Source organism: Colwellia echini (assembly GCF_002843355.2).
Lineage (GTDB): Bacteria > Pseudomonadota > Gammaproteobacteria > Enterobacterales > Alteromonadaceae > Colwellia > Colwellia echini.
The window spans coordinates 232552-251799 of sequence record NZ_PJAI02000001.1; the positions used below are offsets into that span (position 1 = coordinate 232552).

Annotated in this window: 14 protein-coding genes; 13 read left to right on the top strand and 1 reads right to left on the bottom strand. The window is 37.0% G+C overall.

Features of this window, described 5'->3' with window-relative positions; translation table 11 throughout:
- Positions 1 to 3: 3 nt before the first annotated feature.
- From mshL to CWS31_RS17900, 8 genes are all read left to right on the top strand, one after another.
- Positions 4 to 1854 carry a pilus (MSHA type) biogenesis protein MshL gene (gene mshL / locus CWS31_RS00980; RefSeq protein WP_246143252.1) on the top strand — a complete coding sequence of 617 codons (1851 nt, stop codon included), beginning with the start codon at positions 4 to 6 and terminating at the stop codon, positions 1852 to 1854.
- 54 nt (positions 1855 to 1908) lie between these two features.
- On the top strand, positions 1909 to 2811 hold the full coding sequence (locus CWS31_RS00985; RefSeq protein ID WP_101343288.1) for an ExeA family protein: 903 nt from the start codon (positions 1909 to 1911) through the stop codon (positions 2809 to 2811).
- Positions 2808 to 4079: a tetratricopeptide repeat protein gene (locus CWS31_RS00990; protein ID WP_101343289.1), complete on the top strand. Its 1272-nt coding sequence runs from the start codon at positions 2808 to 2810 to the stop codon at positions 4077 to 4079. Before CWS31_RS00985 ends, CWS31_RS00990 begins: the two co-directional genes overlap by 4 nt.
- Before the next feature lie 51 nt (positions 4080 to 4130).
- Positions 4131 to 5843 carry a GspE/PulE family protein gene (locus tag CWS31_RS00995; protein WP_101343290.1) on the top strand — a complete coding sequence of 571 codons (1713 nt, stop codon included), beginning with the start codon at positions 4131 to 4133 and terminating at the stop codon, positions 5841 to 5843.
- A 109-nt stretch (positions 5844 to 5952) separates the two neighbouring features.
- Positions 5953 to 7185 carry a type II secretion system F family protein gene (locus tag CWS31_RS01000; RefSeq protein WP_101343291.1) on the top strand — a complete coding sequence of 411 codons (1233 nt, stop codon included), beginning with the start codon at positions 5953 to 5955 and terminating at the stop codon, positions 7183 to 7185.
- Positions 7186 to 7190: 5 nt separating this feature from the next.
- Complete coding sequence (locus CWS31_RS01005; protein WP_101343292.1) at positions 7191 to 7682, top strand: hypothetical protein; 492 nt, start codon at positions 7191 to 7193, stop codon at positions 7680 to 7682.
- A gap of 216 nt (positions 7683 to 7898) precedes the next feature.
- Positions 7899 to 8606: a type II secretion system protein gene (locus CWS31_RS01010; RefSeq protein ID WP_101343293.1), complete on the top strand. Its 708-nt coding sequence runs from the start codon at positions 7899 to 7901 to the stop codon at positions 8604 to 8606.
- Between the two features lie 100 nt (positions 8607 to 8706).
- Positions 8707 to 9177, top strand: coding sequence for a type II secretion system protein (locus CWS31_RS17900; RefSeq protein WP_101343294.1), 471 nt, complete (start codon positions 8707 to 8709; stop codon positions 9175 to 9177).
- 182 nt (positions 9178 to 9359) lie between these two features.
- On the opposite strand, the gene CWS31_RS01020 is transcribed toward CWS31_RS17900, so the two are convergent.
- Positions 9360 to 11000 carry a PglL family O-oligosaccharyltransferase gene (locus tag CWS31_RS01020; RefSeq protein ID WP_148747635.1) on the bottom strand — a complete coding sequence of 547 codons (1641 nt, stop codon included), beginning with the start codon at positions 10998 to 11000 and terminating at the stop codon, positions 9360 to 9362.
- A gap of 271 nt (positions 11001 to 11271) precedes the next feature.
- On the opposite strand from CWS31_RS01020, the gene CWS31_RS01025 reads away from it, so the two are divergent.
- The 5 genes from CWS31_RS01025 (at position 11272) to CWS31_RS01045 (ending at position 19100) form a co-directional block, all read left to right on the top strand.
- On the top strand, positions 11272 to 11781 hold the full coding sequence (locus tag CWS31_RS01025) for a prepilin-type N-terminal cleavage/methylation domain-containing protein (RefSeq protein ID WP_101343296.1): 510 nt from the start codon (positions 11272 to 11274) through the stop codon (positions 11779 to 11781).
- Positions 11771 to 12349, top strand: a complete 579-nt coding sequence (locus CWS31_RS01030; RefSeq protein ID WP_101343297.1) for a type II secretion system protein — start codon at positions 11771 to 11773, stop codon at positions 12347 to 12349. Before CWS31_RS01025 ends, CWS31_RS01030 begins: the two co-directional genes overlap by 11 nt.
- Positions 12349 to 13212 carry a PilW family protein gene (locus CWS31_RS01035; RefSeq protein ID WP_101343298.1) on the top strand — a complete coding sequence of 288 codons (864 nt, stop codon included), beginning with the start codon at positions 12349 to 12351 and terminating at the stop codon, positions 13210 to 13212. The genes CWS31_RS01030 and CWS31_RS01035 overlap by 1 nt, the downstream gene beginning before the upstream one ends.
- Positions 13213 to 13502: 290 nt before the next feature.
- On the top strand, positions 13503 to 13871 hold the full coding sequence (locus CWS31_RS01040) for a hypothetical protein (protein ID WP_101343299.1): 369 nt from the start codon (positions 13503 to 13505) through the stop codon (positions 13869 to 13871).
- Complete coding sequence (locus CWS31_RS01045; RefSeq protein WP_101343300.1) at positions 13872 to 19100, top strand: LamG domain-containing protein; 5229 nt, start codon at positions 13872 to 13874, stop codon at positions 19098 to 19100. It begins immediately after the preceding gene.
- Positions 19101 to 19248: the final 148 nt, after the last annotated feature.

Sequence of the window (19248 nt, forward strand, 5' to 3'; positions counted from 1 at the left end):
CCTATGAAAAAACTGAAATCTAAAATTGTTCTATCAACGTTATTATTCGTATTAATTGGCTGTCAAACATCGCCAGATGATCCAACTTGGATGAAAGAAGATATAGATGCTGCAATTAAATCAAATCAAAAATTAAAACAGCCAAAACCATTAACTCAAGTGCCAAGCTCTGTACAACAAGAGATGATGTTTAATGATATGGATTTAGCTAAACAGGGCATGTTAGCGGAAAAACGTTTAGAAATTTCAGCAACTAATGTAGAGGCTAAAGATTTCTTCCAAGCAATTGTCAGGGGATCTCGTTATAACGTTGTGATGCACCCTAATGTTAACGGTCAAATATCGTTAAGCTTAAGTGATGTAACTTTATCAGAGGCATTAGTGGTTGTTGAAGATGTTTATGGTTACGAAATTACTCGAAAAGGCAATGTAGTACAGGTTTTTCCACCGGGTATTCGTACTGAAACTATTGCTTTAAATTATTTGTTTCTTAAGCGTTTTGGCTCGTCGACTACCTCGATAAACTCTGGAGGTGTAGCCTCAAACGATTCCAACAATGGGAGTAGCGGTAATAATAGTAATAGCGGTAACCGTAATAACAATAGCAGTAATAATGGTAGCAATGGAAATAACGGCGATTCAAATAATCAAAACGGTGTTAATTTATATACCGAAAATGAGTCTGATTTTTGGCTTGAATTAAAAGAGTCATTGATTGCTTTTGTTGGTACAGGTGAAGGACGTTCAATCATTGTTTCACCGCAGGCGGGGTTGGTAACTGTACGTGCATTACCGCAAGAGATTAATGCGGTTAAAAAGTTTTTAACTGACACTGAAAGTCATTTACATCGTCAAGTCATCATTGAAGCTAAAATAATGGAAGTGACGCTCAACGATGATTATCAGCAAGGTATTAAATGGAACCAAGTGCTTGATAATGTAGGTAGTGCTGAATTTGTCTACTCTAGCACGGGCAATGTAATTGGTAATGTTATCTCAACTGCTATTGGCGGTGTTAATACCATTGGTTTTAGTAAACAAACTAATGGTAGTGACTTTTCAGGTGTTATTGAATTATTACAAACGCAAGGTAATGTGCAAGTACTGTCAAGTCCGCGTATTGCAGCAACTAATAACCAAAAAGCGGTTATAAAAGTGGGTGAAGATGAATACTTTGTAACAGATGTTTCAAGTACCGTATTTGCAGGTAGTGGCAATGATGGAACTTACGCAACACCAGATATTGAATTAACGCCATTCTTCTCTGGTATTGCGCTTGATGTAACGCCACAAATAAGTGAAGACGGCAGTGTGATTCTCCATGTTCATCCGTCAGTAACTATTACTGAAGAGCAAAATAAAGTGATTCAAATTGGTGATGAAGAACTTGTACTACCTTTGGCGCAAAGTCGCGTCAGAGAATCGGATACTATTATTCGTGCTATGTCTGGCGAAGTAGCGGTTATTGGTGGATTAATTGAAACATATAATGTTGATATTGAGTCGAAAACACCAATTTTAGGCGATATTCCTTTTCTTGGAGAGTTGTTTAAAAGTAAGTCAACTAAATCTCAAAAGCGTGAGCTAGTTATTATGCTTAAACCTGTTGTGGTAGGACAAGATACATGGAAACATCAGTTAAAAGATGCTCGTAGTATTCTTACAAAATGGTTTCCTGAACAGGTAGAAGCGTGTGAATTATCAGCTAACGGTGAATTAACACAAGATTGTAAAGAGCAATGCAAAGATGCAGAATACGCACAAGCAAACGCTGTTTGCCAAGAAGCGCATTTAAGTATTCAGCCAAGCACAAGTAATAACGTGAATCAGCATGATATTAATAGTAACCAATAAGACGCGAGCTTTTTGGCTTGATTTAACTTAATTGACTCACGTTGTGAATTAGCCATGTACTTATATCATTTTGGTTTAGCCGAGCTACCTTTTACGTTAACGCCTAATACAAGTTTTTATTTACCTATGGCGATGCACGATGAAGCGTTAGCGGTATTGTCAACGGCGCTGCAAACAGGTGAAGGCTTTATAAAAGTGATTGGTGAGGTAGGTACAGGTAAAACATTATTATGCCGCAAACTGCTTAATGAAATACCCGACCACTTTGTTACGGCTTATATTCCTAATCCATATTTAAATCCTGATGAATTAAGGCGCGCCGTTGCTGTTGAACTTGGTATTAAACAAGCTCAACGCATGTCAACGCAGTTATTAACCCAGCGCATACAAACGCGACTGTTAGAATTACATAGCCAAGGTCACTCTGTGGTTTTAATACTTGATGAAGCGCAAGCATTACCAGAAGACAGCTTAGAAGCTTTAAGGTTATTCACAAATTTAGAAACCGAAACCCGTAAATTATTACAAGTTGTTTTGTTTGCTCAACCAGAGCTTGATCAACGTTTAACCAAAACAGAGTTTAGGCAATTAAGACAACGGATCACCTTTTCTTATAAATTAAGAGCGATGAATTCTAATGAAGTACATCAATATATTCATCACAGATTACAAGTAGCTGGCTATAAAGGCGCGGAACTATTTCCCGTTAAAATATGTAAAAGAATAGCACGAGTTAGCCAAGGAGTACCGAGGGTGGTTAATATTTTGTGTCATAAAATGCTTATGGTTGCTTATGGTCAAGGGCATTACAAAATGACAAATAATATACTTCAAATGGCAGTAAAAGATACCGAGAGTATTGAGCAAGGCTCTACTAGAACAATGATAGTGTTTGCGGCGTTAGTTATATTAAGTGGCTTGTTTTTCTCCTATGTTACCTTGGTAAATAAAGTATGAGTGTTATCAATCAAATGTTAAAGGATTTAGAGCAACGAGATCCTGAAAAGAACAAGCAAAATGCTCAACGGAATAATACTGTTTCAGGGGTATCAGCTCCCAAAGTTGCATTGTTTAGCGGATTTAGTGTGTTGTTTTTGTGTTTAATTAGCTTTTTTATTTGGCAGTTGATTACTGAAAATAACGCGTTAAAAGCAGAAAAGTCACTTTATCAAAATAACCGTATGGTTACCTCGTCTGCACATGAGAAAACTACTGTTCAATTAAGCGAGCAAGGTGTTACCCAACCTAATACAGGGCTAAGTTTAAGAGCTTTAAATAATAATAAAATAACAAGCACCTCTGCTACTTTGTCAGGTGAAAATGAGCTAGTTGAAACTGACTTGGTTGAAACTGACTTAGTTGAAAATAAGCCAAACGAGCAGAATAACTCAACAGATATACTACCAACTAAAGTTACACCTGCTATTAGTTCATCTTCCAGTAGTTCATCTTCGAATAGTTCTGCTTTGAAAAACACGAAACAAGCACCTGTAACTGTTGCTAATAATTCGAGTAAAGTCACCCCTGCTAAAAAAGCTAATATGCATAGCCATGATGGTGATGAAATTAGTCACAGTCACGATATAGTTACTAGTCCGAGTAAAACTAAATCACCTGCATCGTCGAATCAAATGTCAGTATCACGCCGTCATTTGTCAGCCGATGAACTGGTTGCAAAAAAATTAGTTCTCGCCGAGAAAGCCCTAGAGGCTAACCAAGTAGAAAAGGCCGAAAAATTATTAGAAGATGTTGTTATTTTAAAGCCAAGTGATAGCCAAACTCGTAAAAAATTAGCTGCATTATGGTTTGGTCGTCAAGCTTATCAAAATGCGACCAACCTACTTTCTCAAGGTATTGCCTTAAATAGTAAAGATAGTAGTTTGCGTGAGATGAAAGCTCGAATTCATTTACAGCAAAACCAAGTGACTGCTGCTTTAAATACGTTAAAGCCTTTAGCGCAATTAAAAAATGAACAATATCAACTAATGTTAGCCAATATTGCGCAGCAAGCACAGCAGAACGATATTGCCATTACCGCTTATAAAACATTAATTTCAATGCAACCTGAAAAAGGTAGATGGCATTTAGCGATAGCGGTTTTATATGATAAAAACAGTCAGTTTATTTTAGCAAATGAGTCTTATAATAAAGCATTAGCAAATAATGATTTATCGTTTTCTTCAGAAGATTTTGTTAAGCAACGTATAATTGCGATAGCACAGTAGCAATACTTTAGTAGTTTATAGCTAAGTAGTAACAGGACACTAGGAAAGATTATGGCAGCTCCCAAATTAAAGATGCGCTTAGGCGATTTGTTGGTTCATGAAAACATCATAACCAACGAGCAACTGATACAAGCGTTAGCAAGTCAAAAAGAAACGGGTCGTAAGCTCGGTGACACTTTAATAGAGTTAAGATCTTTAACTGAAAGACAGTTGTTACAATTTTTAGCGCAACAGCTCGATGTGCCATTTTTAGATATTTCACAACATAAAATTTCCCCTAACGTTGCCAGCTTATTACCTGAAGTACATGCTCGTCGTTTAAGAGCATTAATTATTGAAGACAAGGGGGCTTCGGTATTATTAGGAATGAGTGATCCTGCCGATTTAAGTGGTTTAGATCAACTTGAGCGAATGCTTGCACCTAAGCGTATTGAGCTTGCTGTGGTTATGGAATCACAGATCTTTGATGCTTTCGATAATTTATATCGCCGTACCGCTGAAATAGAATCTTTTGCCAGCCAACTTGAAGAAGAATATGAAGAATCTTCAAGTTTTAATTTAGAAACCACCTTTCTCGATGAAGGTGGTGATGCAACGGTAGGTAAATTATTACAATCAGTATTTGAAGATGCGGTACAAATGCGCGCATCTGATATTCATATCGAACCAGAAGAGCAGCAACTGCGTATTCGCCAACGAATTGATGGTGTGTTACAAGAAAAAGTTCTCAAAGAGAATAAAATAGCCTCCGCTATGGTTTTACGCCTTAAGTTAATGGCTGGACTCGACATCTCAGAAAAAAGAATTCCACAAGATGGCCGTTTTCATTTAGATATTGCGGGGCATAGTATCGATGTACGTATGTCTACGATGCCTGTGCAATTTGGCGAATCGGTTGTTATGCGTTTATTAGACCAATCCGCAGGGTTGTTATCGCTCGATCAAACGGGTATGCCAAGTGATATTGTTGAACGCATTAGGCTACAAATTCATCGTCCACACGGCATGATTTTAGTCACAGGACCAACAGGTAGTGGTAAAACTACTACCTTATATGCCGCGTTAAGCGAATTAAATGAAGCTACAAAAAAAATCATAACGGTTGAAGATCCAGTTGAGTACCGCTTACCACGGATAAACCAAGTCCAAATCAATACCAAAGTAGGCTTAACCTTTTCAAAAGTATTACGCACCGCACTTCGCCAAGATCCTGATATTATGATGGTAGGTGAAATGCGCGACCAAGAAACGGTAGAAATAGGCTTGCGTGGCGCTATAACAGGTCATTTAGTGTTATCAACGTTACATACCAATGACGCAATAACCAGTGCTTTGCGATTAATAGATATGGGGGCGGCAGGATTTTTAGTAGGTAGCGCATTAAGAGCCGTAATCGCACAGCGCCTTGTACGACGAGTTTGTGACTTATGTTCAGATGAGTACCAAGCTGATGAGCAAGAATTATTTTGGTTAACTAACTTAGCTGGCGAGCAAGCCAGAAATGCACACTTTAAACACGGTAAAGGCTGTCAATCTTGTCAATATACCGGCTATAAAGGTCGAATAGGTGTGTTCGAAATACTTGAAATGAATAGCTCGATGATGGCAGCATTAAAGCGTAATGATAGTGAAGAATTTGCTAACTTAGCAAAGAAAAACCCAACGTTCACTCCATTAGCTAATGCGGCATTTAATTATGCTAGTCAAGGTATTACCACGGTAGAAGAGGTTTTACGTCTTGTGGAAACCATAGATATAAATTAGGTAACAACAAAGTTATTTAGCAAAACCGTTATTTAGCAAAACAGCCTAAGTAGGTTACGTTAGCTACACTAGGCAATTTGCACCAATTAAATTGAGAATAGAGTGTTTTATGGCGTCATTTAATTATACCGGGCGAAATGCCAGTGGTAGCCAAGTAAAAGGCAGTATAGACGCGGCTAATGTTGATGGCGCTGCGGAAAAGCTTTTTAAGAAGGCAATTACTCCTATTGCTATTGTTGCCATAAAAAAAAGTACTAACAGTGCTGCCAGCGCAGATGTATTTGAAGTATTTAATAATGGACGTGTGTCTTTAGAAGAGCTTATTGTTTTTTGTCGGCAAATGTATGCGCTAATGCGTTCAGGTGTTCCGATATTGCGTGCTATTAACGGTATGGTTGAATCGGCTAATTCAGCAAATCTTAAAAAAGCATTATCAGATATTGCTAAGCAACTTGAAGGGGGATATACCTTTTCTTCAGCATTAAACGCACATCCAAAAATATTTGATCATCTGTTTGTATCATTAGTTCATGTAGGTGAAAACACTGGTCAATTAGATCAATCCTTTCTAAAATTAACCAGTTATCTTGAACGTGAACTAGACACACGTAAACGCATAAAAGCCGCTTTACGTTATCCAAGCATGGTGTTGATCGCCATTACTGCGGCGATAGTTATTCTCAATATTTTTGTTATACCCACCTTTGCTGACATGTTTTCACGTTTAGGCGCAGACTTGCCACTAGCGACTCGTTTTATCATTGCGAGCTCAAACCTATTTTTAAACTACTGGCCGTATATGTTGTTTGGTGTAATATTTATATATTTCATGATCAACAAATCACTACAAACTAAGCAGGGCCGATTACAGTGGGATAGACGTAAAATAAAAATCCCCATTATTGGCAGTATTATTGAACGTTCCATATTAGCTAGATTCTCGCATAGCTTTGCCATTGTATTAAAAGCCGGTCTACCCATGACCACAGGACTAACCTTGGTGGCTGATGCAGTAGATAATAGCTATATGCAAGGAAAAATTGCCGCAATGCGACAAGGTATAGAAAGTGGTGAAAGCTTATTACGTTCGTCAGTAGCAAGCGGATTATTTACTCCATTAGTACTACAAATGATTGCGGTTGGTGAAGAAACAGGACGTGTTGATGAGTTACTCGCTGAAGTGGGAGATTATTATGAGCGAGAAGTTGATTATGACTTATCAACTCTTACCGCACGTATTGAACCTCTACTTTTAATAGTTGTTGCGGTTATGGTACTTGTTTTGGCTTTGGGAATATTTACCCCTATGTGGGATATGGCTTCGGCTATGCAAGGTAAATAACTAAGATGGAAAGGCCACCTAGCTCCACAGAAAAAAAACAAAGTTCAATTATTGAATTTATCATAGTGGGTGTTATTGTTTTGGTGCTGATGAAATTATTAGTAGATATTTTTTTCAGCCAACAAGATCAGATTACAGATACCGCATTTACAGGGGTCGCTCAAAACTTTACCAGTAAAATAAATGTGGTTCATGGCCAATGGTTTATGGATAAACAGCCAAATGTTGTAGTGTTAAATAGTTTTAATGGTAATGAAAAACAGTATATCGAGGTCAATAGTGCTGGCTGGGTAGATAGCAAAGATAACAACTTGGCTTGCCATCATATTTGGCTACAAACATTGGCAATGCCATTGAAGGTGGTCAAATCGACCGTAATAGCGATTGAAATTCAAAATAAAGTGATTAAAAACGGTCGTTTATGTCGCTACAGCCTTGCTAACGGGCAATCTTTTGACTATCGTAGTGATACAGGTAAAGTTAAATTAGCTTTATAGTTTATATCGTACAGTGTTTTTATTAATTATTAAGGTAACACTAGGGTAAGTTACATCTAATAACATATATATAACATTGTATTTTATAATTCTCTAAATCATAATGTTATTATAAAAGTCTAACAGAGCTAGCTTTACTTTAAAGTAAACGTAAAAAGTAAAGCAGAGATAAATATAGTAAACCTACCCTACGTAATTTTTAACAAGGTCAGCGTAATGATAGATAATAATAGCCACAATAAATTTTCCTCCAACATTCGAGCTAAGGCGTTAACTGGTCATAACAAAAATGCAGGTTTTACTTTAATTGAATTGGTTATCGTGGTGGTAATTTTAGGTTTCCTCGCAGCAACAGCTATTCCTAAATTTGTTGATTTAACAGGACAAGCTAAACAAGCAAATATTGAAGGTATGGCCGGTGGTTTTGCGACAGGTGTATCGTTAGCTCGTGCTCAATGGGAAGCCGAAGCCCGTCCGAAAGATACTAGTAATTTGAATATGGTTAATTATGACGGCACCGTGGTTTACTTAACCAGTGAAGATCGCACCACTACACCAGCAATTAGCCCAGGTTATATTGTTGGTATCACAAGTGGTAATGGTATTAATGGTGTTGGTTCTAATATAACTGTTTCTGATTGTATTGATATTTGGAATAGTTTATTACAGCAACCACCAGCAATAACAAGCGACATTGATGATGTTAATGGTAGTGATAACAGCATTAAATATTTAGCAAATTTATCAGGTAGCGGTGCAGCCACCTTGTGCCACTACCATTTAAAAGAAACATTGGCACGTGATGGTGATGGAGATTATACTGCGCCGGCTACAACAAGCGTGGATACTTTAACCAGTGTAGGTAATAGTTTTAGTTACCAACCAGCAAACAGTTCAGTTATTATTTATATAAATGATAACTAATCATAAATTTAAGTAAGTTTAAATAAGCTTATATAAATTATAAAAAGTGCTAAAACTCGTCATAAAAAATTTAATTTCGTTCATAAGTTGAGGATAAAACATGAAAAATAGTGTAAATATTAAAGCAAATCAAAAGGGTTTTACCTTAATAGAATTAGTAGTCGTAATAGTTATTCTAGGTATTTTAGCGGTAACTGCAGCACCTAAGTTTATCGATTTAACGGGTGATGCTAAAGCGTCAGTAGTTCAAGCTGTTCAGGGGTCATTGAGCTCGGCTGCTGATATGGCCTATGCCAAGCGTTTGGTATTAGGGGTTAGTGAAGGTGGTACAACAAGTATTGGTAATTCGACTATTACTTTTGTAAATGGTTATCCTGATGCCGAAACTATCAGTGATTTAATTGATATTAACACTGACGTAAGTAATCCAGACTTTACAATAGTTGAACAAGCAACAGCTACTACTTTTACTCACGCTCAGGCAGCTACAGCAGCTGAATGCCTTGTGACATACACTGAAGCGGAAGCTGATGAAAAGCCACTAATAATAAGTACAGTTACTGATTGTTAATTTGTATGTATCTTAGGAATTAAAAAACCGAGTGAATCTCGGTTTTTTTATGCCTGAAAACCAGTACGGTATTCTGCTCTAATATCTAATGGTAGATTTATCGGTAAGCAGATAATGCTATTTATTGTTATATTCTTGATCTTCTTCAAGGAATAATATTCATTCTCGATAACATTTTTCTGTTATTGATATTTTTCTTGTAACGGACTATTTTTCCAATCACTTTCTTGCGGGTAGGTATGTTTTGCTTCAGCAAGTACTACTTGATATTGCTCTGTGCGATTTATTTTTTTTAATACCAATAAAACATTGCGATATAGAATAGGTCTCGGTTTGTGTTTTATGCGTTTTAGCGCCCAGTTAAGATAGCTTGTTAATTTCTCATTATCCTTTTCCTGTAAACCAGATATTAGGATGTGAGCATATACAGCAGCATCTAATCGGCTTTGCCAAGCAATAGGATTAATAATATTGTTTAATCGTGCAAAGGCGGTAGGATTTGTTAAATCTTTTTCATGCTCAACTAAAATATGTGCGGTGTGTTGCGCTGTTATCATAAAGGGAACGAAAATAGCAGGTATTAATATCGCAAAAAATCTTATTAAAAAGGTTTTATTACAAGAGATAGAGCTTATTTTTGTTTTAGACTGCATGGCGTATTTATCAGATATCCAAACTAATATTAAAAATACTAACCAATGTGAAACAGAGCTATAAAAAGGAAATTCTAATTGGCTATGTATTAATAATGGTAAGGGTAGTGACAATAAGATTAAACCTTGTTTAATCGGGATCTTCAGCCAAGTTACTAAAAATCCAACAATAAAAAAAATAAAAGCAAGTAAGGCGATTAAGCCACCTTCAATAACCCAAAATAATATTTCGTTATGGGGATGTGCAAAATTAGTTAATGTATCGCCAATTTCAGGATGTTCGATAGCGTAGTTATTAAAATAATCAATAAAACTACGCTCAAAGTTACCGTAACCAAATCCTAACAGAGGTTTGGTTTTGATCATGTCTATTCCAACTACAATAATGTCATATCGCACATCAGTCGTTTTATAAACATGTTCGTCGCGAATAGGTGTGTTTGAGTTATTTAAAGCAGATAAAGCAGAAACTACAGCTAAGAAAACGACCATAAGGTTAATATAAAATTGTTTTTTACTTTGTTGGTAGATGTATGGGGCACTTAATAACAAGACCAAAAATACGGCAACAAAACCGGTACGAGATTGTAATAAAACAAGTAAAAATGTAGTAATGAAAAGGCTACTTAACACAAAGCCGTTAAAGAGTTTCGCTTTGTTAAATAATGACTTATTTGTCGAAAAAAATAAGGCTATAGCAAAACCCGTAGCCATGAAGCTTGCCATGACATTGGGTTGTAAAAACACCCCATGAGGCCTACTTCGTCCAATTTTATAACCGCCCCAATCCCCATCTTCCAATAAAAAAAACTGCACTAAACCAAAAGTAGCCTCTAAAGCAACTGCTACAAGTATTAAGCAAAGTAGCTGTAAAGCATCATGCTTTGGTAATTGAAATTGATAAAGTGAAAATAGAAATAGTAAACCACCTATTAGAGCCAATACTCTGGGGATAGCATGATCAGTAAATTCAAAATCATAAAAAATAGGAATAACTAAAAAAAGACAGCCTAAACCTAACCAAACTAGCATGTTACTGTAATAAATTTTTTTATTTAGTGTAACTTGCCAAAGTCCTAGCGCAATTAATATAGGCGTTATTACCCAAGCAATAACATTATAAGAATAATATAAACCTACCCCGCCCGGCGTATCTAAAACTACATGCATACCAATCAGAAAATACAGCACAACGAAAAATTTAAAATAAGGTAATAAAATCAAAAGAAACTCTTACTGGCAAAGGCAATGCTTGAGTATACAATCTATAGTTAAAGTGTTGTAAGATAATCATTATATTTTTTGTTGATTTTCATTGTTCTGTTATGGCTAATACCTTCGTTCGATGTTGCTAATTACTGTAAGCAGTACACCAATATTTAAGAATTTATGTTAGGCAAATCACAATTCACCTTAATCACAATTCACCTTAGAGAATAAAATGCATCATAAGGGCTTTACCTTAATTGAATTAATTGTTGTGATCATTTTGATCTCAATTCTTGCTGTGTCTATAGCCCCCAAATTTGATAGCAGTGATAGCTACGAAGCGCATTCTCACCGAGCACAATTAATTGCAGCGCTTCGTTTAACCCAACAACGTGCGATGCAACAAACCGATTCAACAGATGGATATTGTCACCAAATTGTTTTTGATAGAGATTATCCGCGTTATGGTATTCCTGATAGAACAAATTGTGATAATACCGCTTTTCCAGCACCTGATTCTGAGGGGAAGTGGTCAACCGATGCTACAGGTCACCTAGTTGATGACAGTTACCAAATAAGCTTTAATATTGATGGCGAACCTAACCCCCAGAGGGTAGCTTTTGATTGGATGGGGCGACCGACAGCGGACTGTGAAGGTGGCTGTATCATTAATATCACTCACCCAACTGCATCTGCGCTACAAATCATAATTGAAGAAGAGGGCTATATTCATGCGTTTTAGCTCCCGTTACAAACGAGATAAGCGTCTATTGCAATTAAAGCACAAGGCACAGCATGGCTTTACGTTAATTGAACTAATTATTGGTATTGTGTTATTAACAATCTCATTGTCGATTGTGAGTACGTTAATTGCTCCTGCAGAAGAGAAAAGTGCTGATATTGTGCTACAAATTAAAGCCTCAGAGCTTGCTCAAAGTTTGATGAATGATATTACCAGTCGCGCCTTTGATGACAATTCAGATAAGTCAGGCGGAAGAGTTCGTTGCGGAGAACCAAACATTGCTACCAATCCATGTACTGATTCGACAAAACTTGGGCCCGAAGCCGGAGAAGAAGGTGACCGAAATAAATTCGATGATGTTGATGATTTTAACGGTTTTAATGAAAGAGTTAACTCAACGGACGATGCTATCGATACAGGGTATAATCAGTTTTTAATTAATGTTGAAGTAATTTATGCAGGTGAAGACTTAGGAATAGATAATACGCAAGCCAAGCGAATTACGGTAACGGTAACGACACCTCTAGGCACTGCTATTGCATTTACTAGTCATAAGGCTAATTTCTAATGCCGCTAATAAAGAGTAAGTCATACGTATTAGCTCAAAAAAATAATAAAGGTTTTACCTTACTTGAAATGATTTTAGTGATTATCATTTTAGGTATTATGGGGGCAGGTATAAGTGGTTTTATAACACTATCCACACAAACCTATTTAAACGCGACTAATCGTGACGAGTTAGTTGGTAACGCTCGCTTTGTTATTGAACGGCTAAACCGTGAATTACGTAACGCACTACCTAATAGTATACGTATTAAAGATTATAATGGCGGACAAAGTCAGTGTTTGCAATTTACCCCGATTGCAGCAAGTACCGTTTATAGTGATATTCCAGTCGCCCCCGAGGTTGCAAGTGAAACTCTTACAGTGATCCCTTTTAATAATGCTATCGGAAATTCTTATCAATGTGACGATAACGACTCTGATAGCGAAAACCACTGCGATGGTTTAGTGACTGTTTATCCTTTAACAAACGATGATATTTATCAAGGTCATAATGATATTACCGGTAAAACCTTTTTGTTTGAAAAAGTCGCAGCTACTGATATCACATTAGAAAACGCTGTTCATTTTAACGAGGATTCACCGACCCAACGACTTTACCTTATTAATAATCAAGTCAGCTACTGCGCTACATCAGGATTTATTTATAGGTATGAGGAGCCAATCACTATTGGTGACCAAGTTACACCACCTGCTTCAAACAACGCTATGGTTAAGATGGCAGGATACTTGAATAATAACCTACCTTTTAATTATCAACCCGCGACATTAAAACGTAATGCAGTAGTACAAATACACTTAGCATTTGCCAAAAATGATGAAAGTTATGTATTCAATCATGAAATACATATCAATAATGTTCCTTAATTGAAATCTAATCTATTTATGGGTTAGGCAGACAATAAAATTTCAAGCAAAGCCCCGTTTTACTGGGCTTATTTATGTTATTTTATTGCATAAACACGTGCTTAGCGTTACCTTTAGAATATCCCCGTCATATAAATAGTAGTCTTAACGTCAGTATGTTTATTTGTAATCTTCCATTGTCTCACAATAAATTAGTCACTAAATTTCCTCGCGTTACAAAACAACAAGGTAGCTCTATAGTATTGGCCTTATTTATAATTATTATATTGACCCTGCTAGGCAGTGTTTTAATGCGTATGATTTCAACCAGCAGCGAAACCGTATCGCAAGAAGTCTTAGGAACTCGTGCTTATATGGCTGCTAATTCAGCTATGCAGTCTGAATTACAACAACTATTTCCACTAAATAATGCTGCGGGTGTTTGTAATGCCAACAATATTATCACTTATGATTTTCAAACCACAGCTAATGCAGATATCCCTGGTTTGTATGATTGCGATGCAAGTACAACTTGTGTGAATTATTATACGGATACCAATAATATTAAATATTATCGGTTAACTAGTACCGGAAAATGCGGCAGCGGAGCAATGGCTGCAGATAGTAAAGTTATTGTTAAAAGCAGCCGAACGATTGAAATAGAAGCGAGGAGTTTGTAAATGGCTGTTCGTGTATGGTTTTATTTCGTTTTTCTTGTCTTATTTTCTCATGGTGTGAGAGCTGTAGAGTGCCCTGTTGTTTTTCCTGATGGAATACAAAATAATGATGAGAAAGGGATTATTACCTTCAATTATCATGGACAACTAAAAAATAGCCCCGACAATATTTTAGCAACTAATCAAGGTATTATTGATCTTTCAGGTGATGATTGGAATAGCTGTGAAAGTGGAGCTTGTACAGAATCATTTTCTATAGCTCATCCGGTAGATATTACCGATTTCGGTGCCGGTGAAGATGGTGATATTACAGCAATTGGCGCAGTAGCAATTACTAAGTCACCAGGAAACTATAAAGACTTATTATTACCTTATCAATCTTCCTTAACCTTAGAGCCAGGCGATTATTATTTCACAGGTAACTTCATCAATAACTCGCAAAACAATATAGCTATTGATGGTAATGGTGTTGTGAGGATATTTGTTCAAGGGATAGTAACATTAGGTTATCAAACGGGGTTGAATGAAAATGGCAGCCCGAGTCAATTGCTATTGTACTCAGCAGATAACATTGCTGTTGGAAACGAAGTAAATGTTTCTGGGTTTATTTATAGCAAAGAGGACGTCACTATCGCTTATCAGTCTTATGTTAAAGGGGCTATAAGTGCTAAAAACCTGAATCCATCCAATACAGAGCAAGTTATTGAATTTTCGGATGAAGTACCTGATTTTGGTGATTTTTGTGAAAAGCCACCAAGTTACTGTGAAATAACTTTTGTAAATGGCGCAACTACATTTGGTGGAGGTGAAATAAGAACATCAGGCTCGCCGATTATAGTAAATGACAGTACTGGCATATTAAGGACTGATAAGCTTAACGTGAAAGACGGTACTTTCATGTGTAATGATATTAATGGTACAGGAGTTAGTCAGAACTGTATTCGAGATACAACGAATGGTGATACTCAAGAATTAAACAATATTCCATTCATTTCAGGTAGTGGCGGTAATTCTCTTAATATTACTTCATCGGTAACTTTAGGTAGTGGTAGTTACGATACTGATACGTTTAAAGATATAACCATAAAAGATGGTGGCAATTTAACTTTTTCAAATAATCATAGTGTCTATTATATAAACAAACTTACAGTGCTAGCGGATGATAATGATGGTGATTCAGCTACAATTAATCTCGCCCCAGGAGATTATTATATAAGCACATTTGATACGAATCAAAATACTACGATTGTTAGTAGCGGTACAGTTAGAGTCTTGATTGAGAATAGTAGTGACTTTAAGGGGAATACTCGTATGAATATAGGGGGGGCTCCGGAAGACTTCCTTATTTATAATAGAGATGACGATATATATGTTCATGATTCAAGCGAAATACACGGATTACTATACGCGAAAAATAACCTTAGTTTATATGACTCGGTTAAACTTGTAGGGGCTGCTTCTGGTGGACGTGTAGAGCTAACGGACACTAGCCAAATATATTACACCTGTGATGCTTATATTCCTACTCCAGAGCCTATACCTGATCCTAGCTTGAATTATCGTTATGATGAATGTATTTATGAGGGTGATCCCAAGCAAGTTATAGATGAGACGGGTAATTATAATGCCGATATTTATGGTGTGCTTAGCCCAGATAGTGATGCCGTTATAAATAACTCGCTTGATTTAAGCGCTTCAGGAACTTCAGATTGGTTGAGTGTTCCTAAAAATGCTATTAACGGTTTAAATGACTTTAGCGTGTCATTTTGGTTAAAAAAATCATCAGACAATACTAATGCCACTGAAACAATTATTCACGCTGTAGGTGACTCTGCAACCGATGACCAATTGATGATTCTACTTAAAGGAGATGGCAGTAATAATAGTTATGTTAGGGTATTTGTTGCTGATGTCAGTGTTGATTTAACAACCGATGCAACGTCATTGTCTGATGGCAATTGGAATCATGTAGTGGTTACCAGACAAGCTAACAATGTATGCTTGTTTGTGAATGGTAATAATACTGATTGTGATGGTGGCGCATCAAGCGACACATTATCAGTAACTCATGATAATGCAGTTGTAATGGGTTTAGGTAAAGACAGTGTCGAAAATGATGTTTTTGTGTCTGATCAAGGCCTAGAAGCAAAATTAGACGAATTTAAAATTTTCCAAGCAAAGTTATCTGACAATCAAGTTTTAGAAATATTTACTAATGAAGATAATGGTTTAAATTATAACGGTAGTGATCGAGCCGCACTAGAATGTTGTAGTGCTACTCCCGGCGAGTTAAGCGCAGTCGGTATTCGAATTGGCGATAATGGCAGTGATACTCAAATAACCACAACAACCGAAGCCCTCGCAATTCATGCCGCGTGGTTAGCTGCGGGCTCACCTGTAACTGGCTATATAGATAATAACAAATATGAAGTCGCGGCAAGCGGTTCAAGCCAAGCTGATCGTATAGATTTCGGCGGTAGAGAACATGATTATTCAGATACGCTACCCTATCCCGGTGCGAGTGCAGGTGTTGGAGGGACAGACTTTTTAGTTTATGCCTCTGGCACGCTTCGCTTACCTGCTGGTGATTACACTATCTATGTAGAGGCTGATGATGGTTTTAGCTTTGTCATGGATTCGTTAGAAGGAGACGTAGTTACATTCAGTAAGTTTGGTAGCTCAACGGTTGGTGACAGCAATGAATTAAGGTATGAAACACCTACCGGAAACTCAAATACGGGTGGTTCATTTACCTTAACTCAGACTTCTATTTTTAACATTTCGACGATATTTTTTGAGCGAGGTGGCGGTGATTATTTAGAAGTTTCAATTGCCAATGATATTCGCAGTAATGCTGCACCATCAGGCTATGAAGTTTTAAAACACGGCGCTCTTAATGGAAAGGTAAGGTTTGGTGACTGTATAATTGGCACACAAATACAGCATTATCAAATAATTCATGATGGTAGAGGCTTAACGTGTGAACCAGAAGTCGTGACCATTAAAGCCTGTACAAATAGTTATGATGGCACTTGTATCCAAAGTGATGAGACCGTATCTGTTACTGTTAAAGCTCTTGGTTCTGAAGCAGTTACCGATAGTATTAGTTTTACAGGTGAAGGCAACGCTAGTATTGCCTACACTGTTGCTGAGTCGAGTATTTTATCTATAGAAAATGCATCGATAGAGGCAATAAGCCCAACCGTATGTTTTAACGGAAGTACGACAAGTTGCGAGTTGGTTTTTGCAGATACTGGTTTTAGATTTTTCTCTAATAATGAAGGAACTATTATTCCTGAGCAGTTATCAGCAAAACCTTCAAACATTGGTTTTAATAACAGCACATTGAAATTACAAGCAATAGAGAAAAGCCCTGAAACAGGGGCTTGTCAGGCTGCCTTGATTGATGCTGAGAATATTGAAATGGCAGCAACCTGTGTTGACCCTGTCGCTTGTGCTGGTAGTAATGTCACTATTAACAACCTTATCTCTGATACACCTATCGAGACCTTGAATAACAGTGCTAGCAAAACATATTCGAATATAGGTCTTAACTTCGGTGGTAATACAGTAAATAACGCAGAGTTTATATTCACTTACCCTGATGCTGGAAAAGTGCAACTACATGCTAGATATAATATTCCAGATGCTGATGGCAATCCATCGGGTAATTATATGTTAGGGTCATCTAATGCTTTTGTGGTGAGACCTTTAGGTTTTTTTATTGATGTTACAGGTAACCCTAAAGCGCAAAGTGCTACTCAAGCAAACAGTGTATTTAAAAAAGCCGGCGAAAATTTTACCACGAGCTTAACCGCTGTTCAGTGGCAAGCTGCTGACGATACTGATGAAAATGGCATCCCTGATGATAACGCTGATTTATCAAATAATACTGCTACCGTTAACTTTGGTAATGAAAGCTCAGTACAAAATGCCACGATAACTCCTAGTTTATATTTACCTAATCCAGGTACGGAAGGCGTTTTAACCAATGTAGACTTCACTAACTTTAGTGATGGTGTGGCAACTAATGGAACCACTAATAATAAAAGTATGACTTATGACGAAGTAGGTATTGTCAGTTTTACGGCTAACTTAACGAATGGGGCGTATTTAGGGGCAAGTGATATTATAGGTACAGAGCCTTATGTTGGGCGATTTACGCCAGCATATTTTACCCAAACAGTTTATTCTCATGGCCTATTGAACGCTAATCATTATGACACTTGTACTGAGAATACCTGGGCTTACGCAGGACAAACACGAATCAATGGCGTGACTACTACAGGAGCAATTTCTTACGATTCTGCGAGCGGCGGTATACCTGTTATTGAAATTAATGCCTATAACATTGATGGTAACCTAACTGAAAATTACACTGAAACTGGTTTTAAGAAGTTAGTTAAAACCGATATTGATATTACTGCGCCAATTAAAGATGATGAAGAATTGCGCTTACCTATTGCTGCAGGCGATAACATTATTATTAACTCAGTGATGACGGTAGGTGATGATCTTGTTGTAAGTGAAGCTGGCAAACTACGTTATACCTTTAATGCTACAGATCATTTTATCTACGAACATTCTGAGGCTTCAAAAATAGCGCCCTTTACTGCAAAAATTCCTTTTGTTGTTACAAGTGTCGAAGATTCTGATGAAATTGAATTATACGCAGGTGCAGATTCGAATATTGAGCCAACCGAAAAAGTAGTGACAGCAGGTGTTGATATTCGCTTTGGCCGTTGGCTGTTAGAAAATAGTTATGGTCCTGAAACTTCACAATTACCTATGGACATGGCAATTGAAATATTCGATGGAATCAATTTCATTCCTAATGCTTTAGAAAATTGTCTTGTGCCTAAAGTTGGTGATGTTGAACTCAGCGGCACTGTTGGCGATGGCGGCATGACACTTTGGGATTATCGACTAGCTGATCTTGACGTCACGGATAACCTGTTAACCACTCAAACAACGCCTATTATTGATGATGAATTACCTTTTGGAATTGGTTCGTATCAGACATTTGAATTAGGCTTATATGATTTATTATACTTTTCACCGCCGGGTGCTGGCAGGCAAGGTAGTTTAGATTTTGAGTATCAAGTACCTAGTTGGCTGCAATATGATTGGAATAATGACAGCAATTATAACAACAACCCTACAGCAAAACTCACCTTTGGTTTGTACCGTGGTAACGACAGAATTATATATCAACGAGAAATATCTAGATAATGGCGTAAACTTGGAGATATTTCTTTACTTTTTCTTTATGTTTTCTTTCAAAAAAAGCAACACATTACGCTAAGACTAAGGTATCATTATCCGATCTGTTATTCGCACATATTCTCGCACATAACTAGCGTTTACTTTATTAGTACAT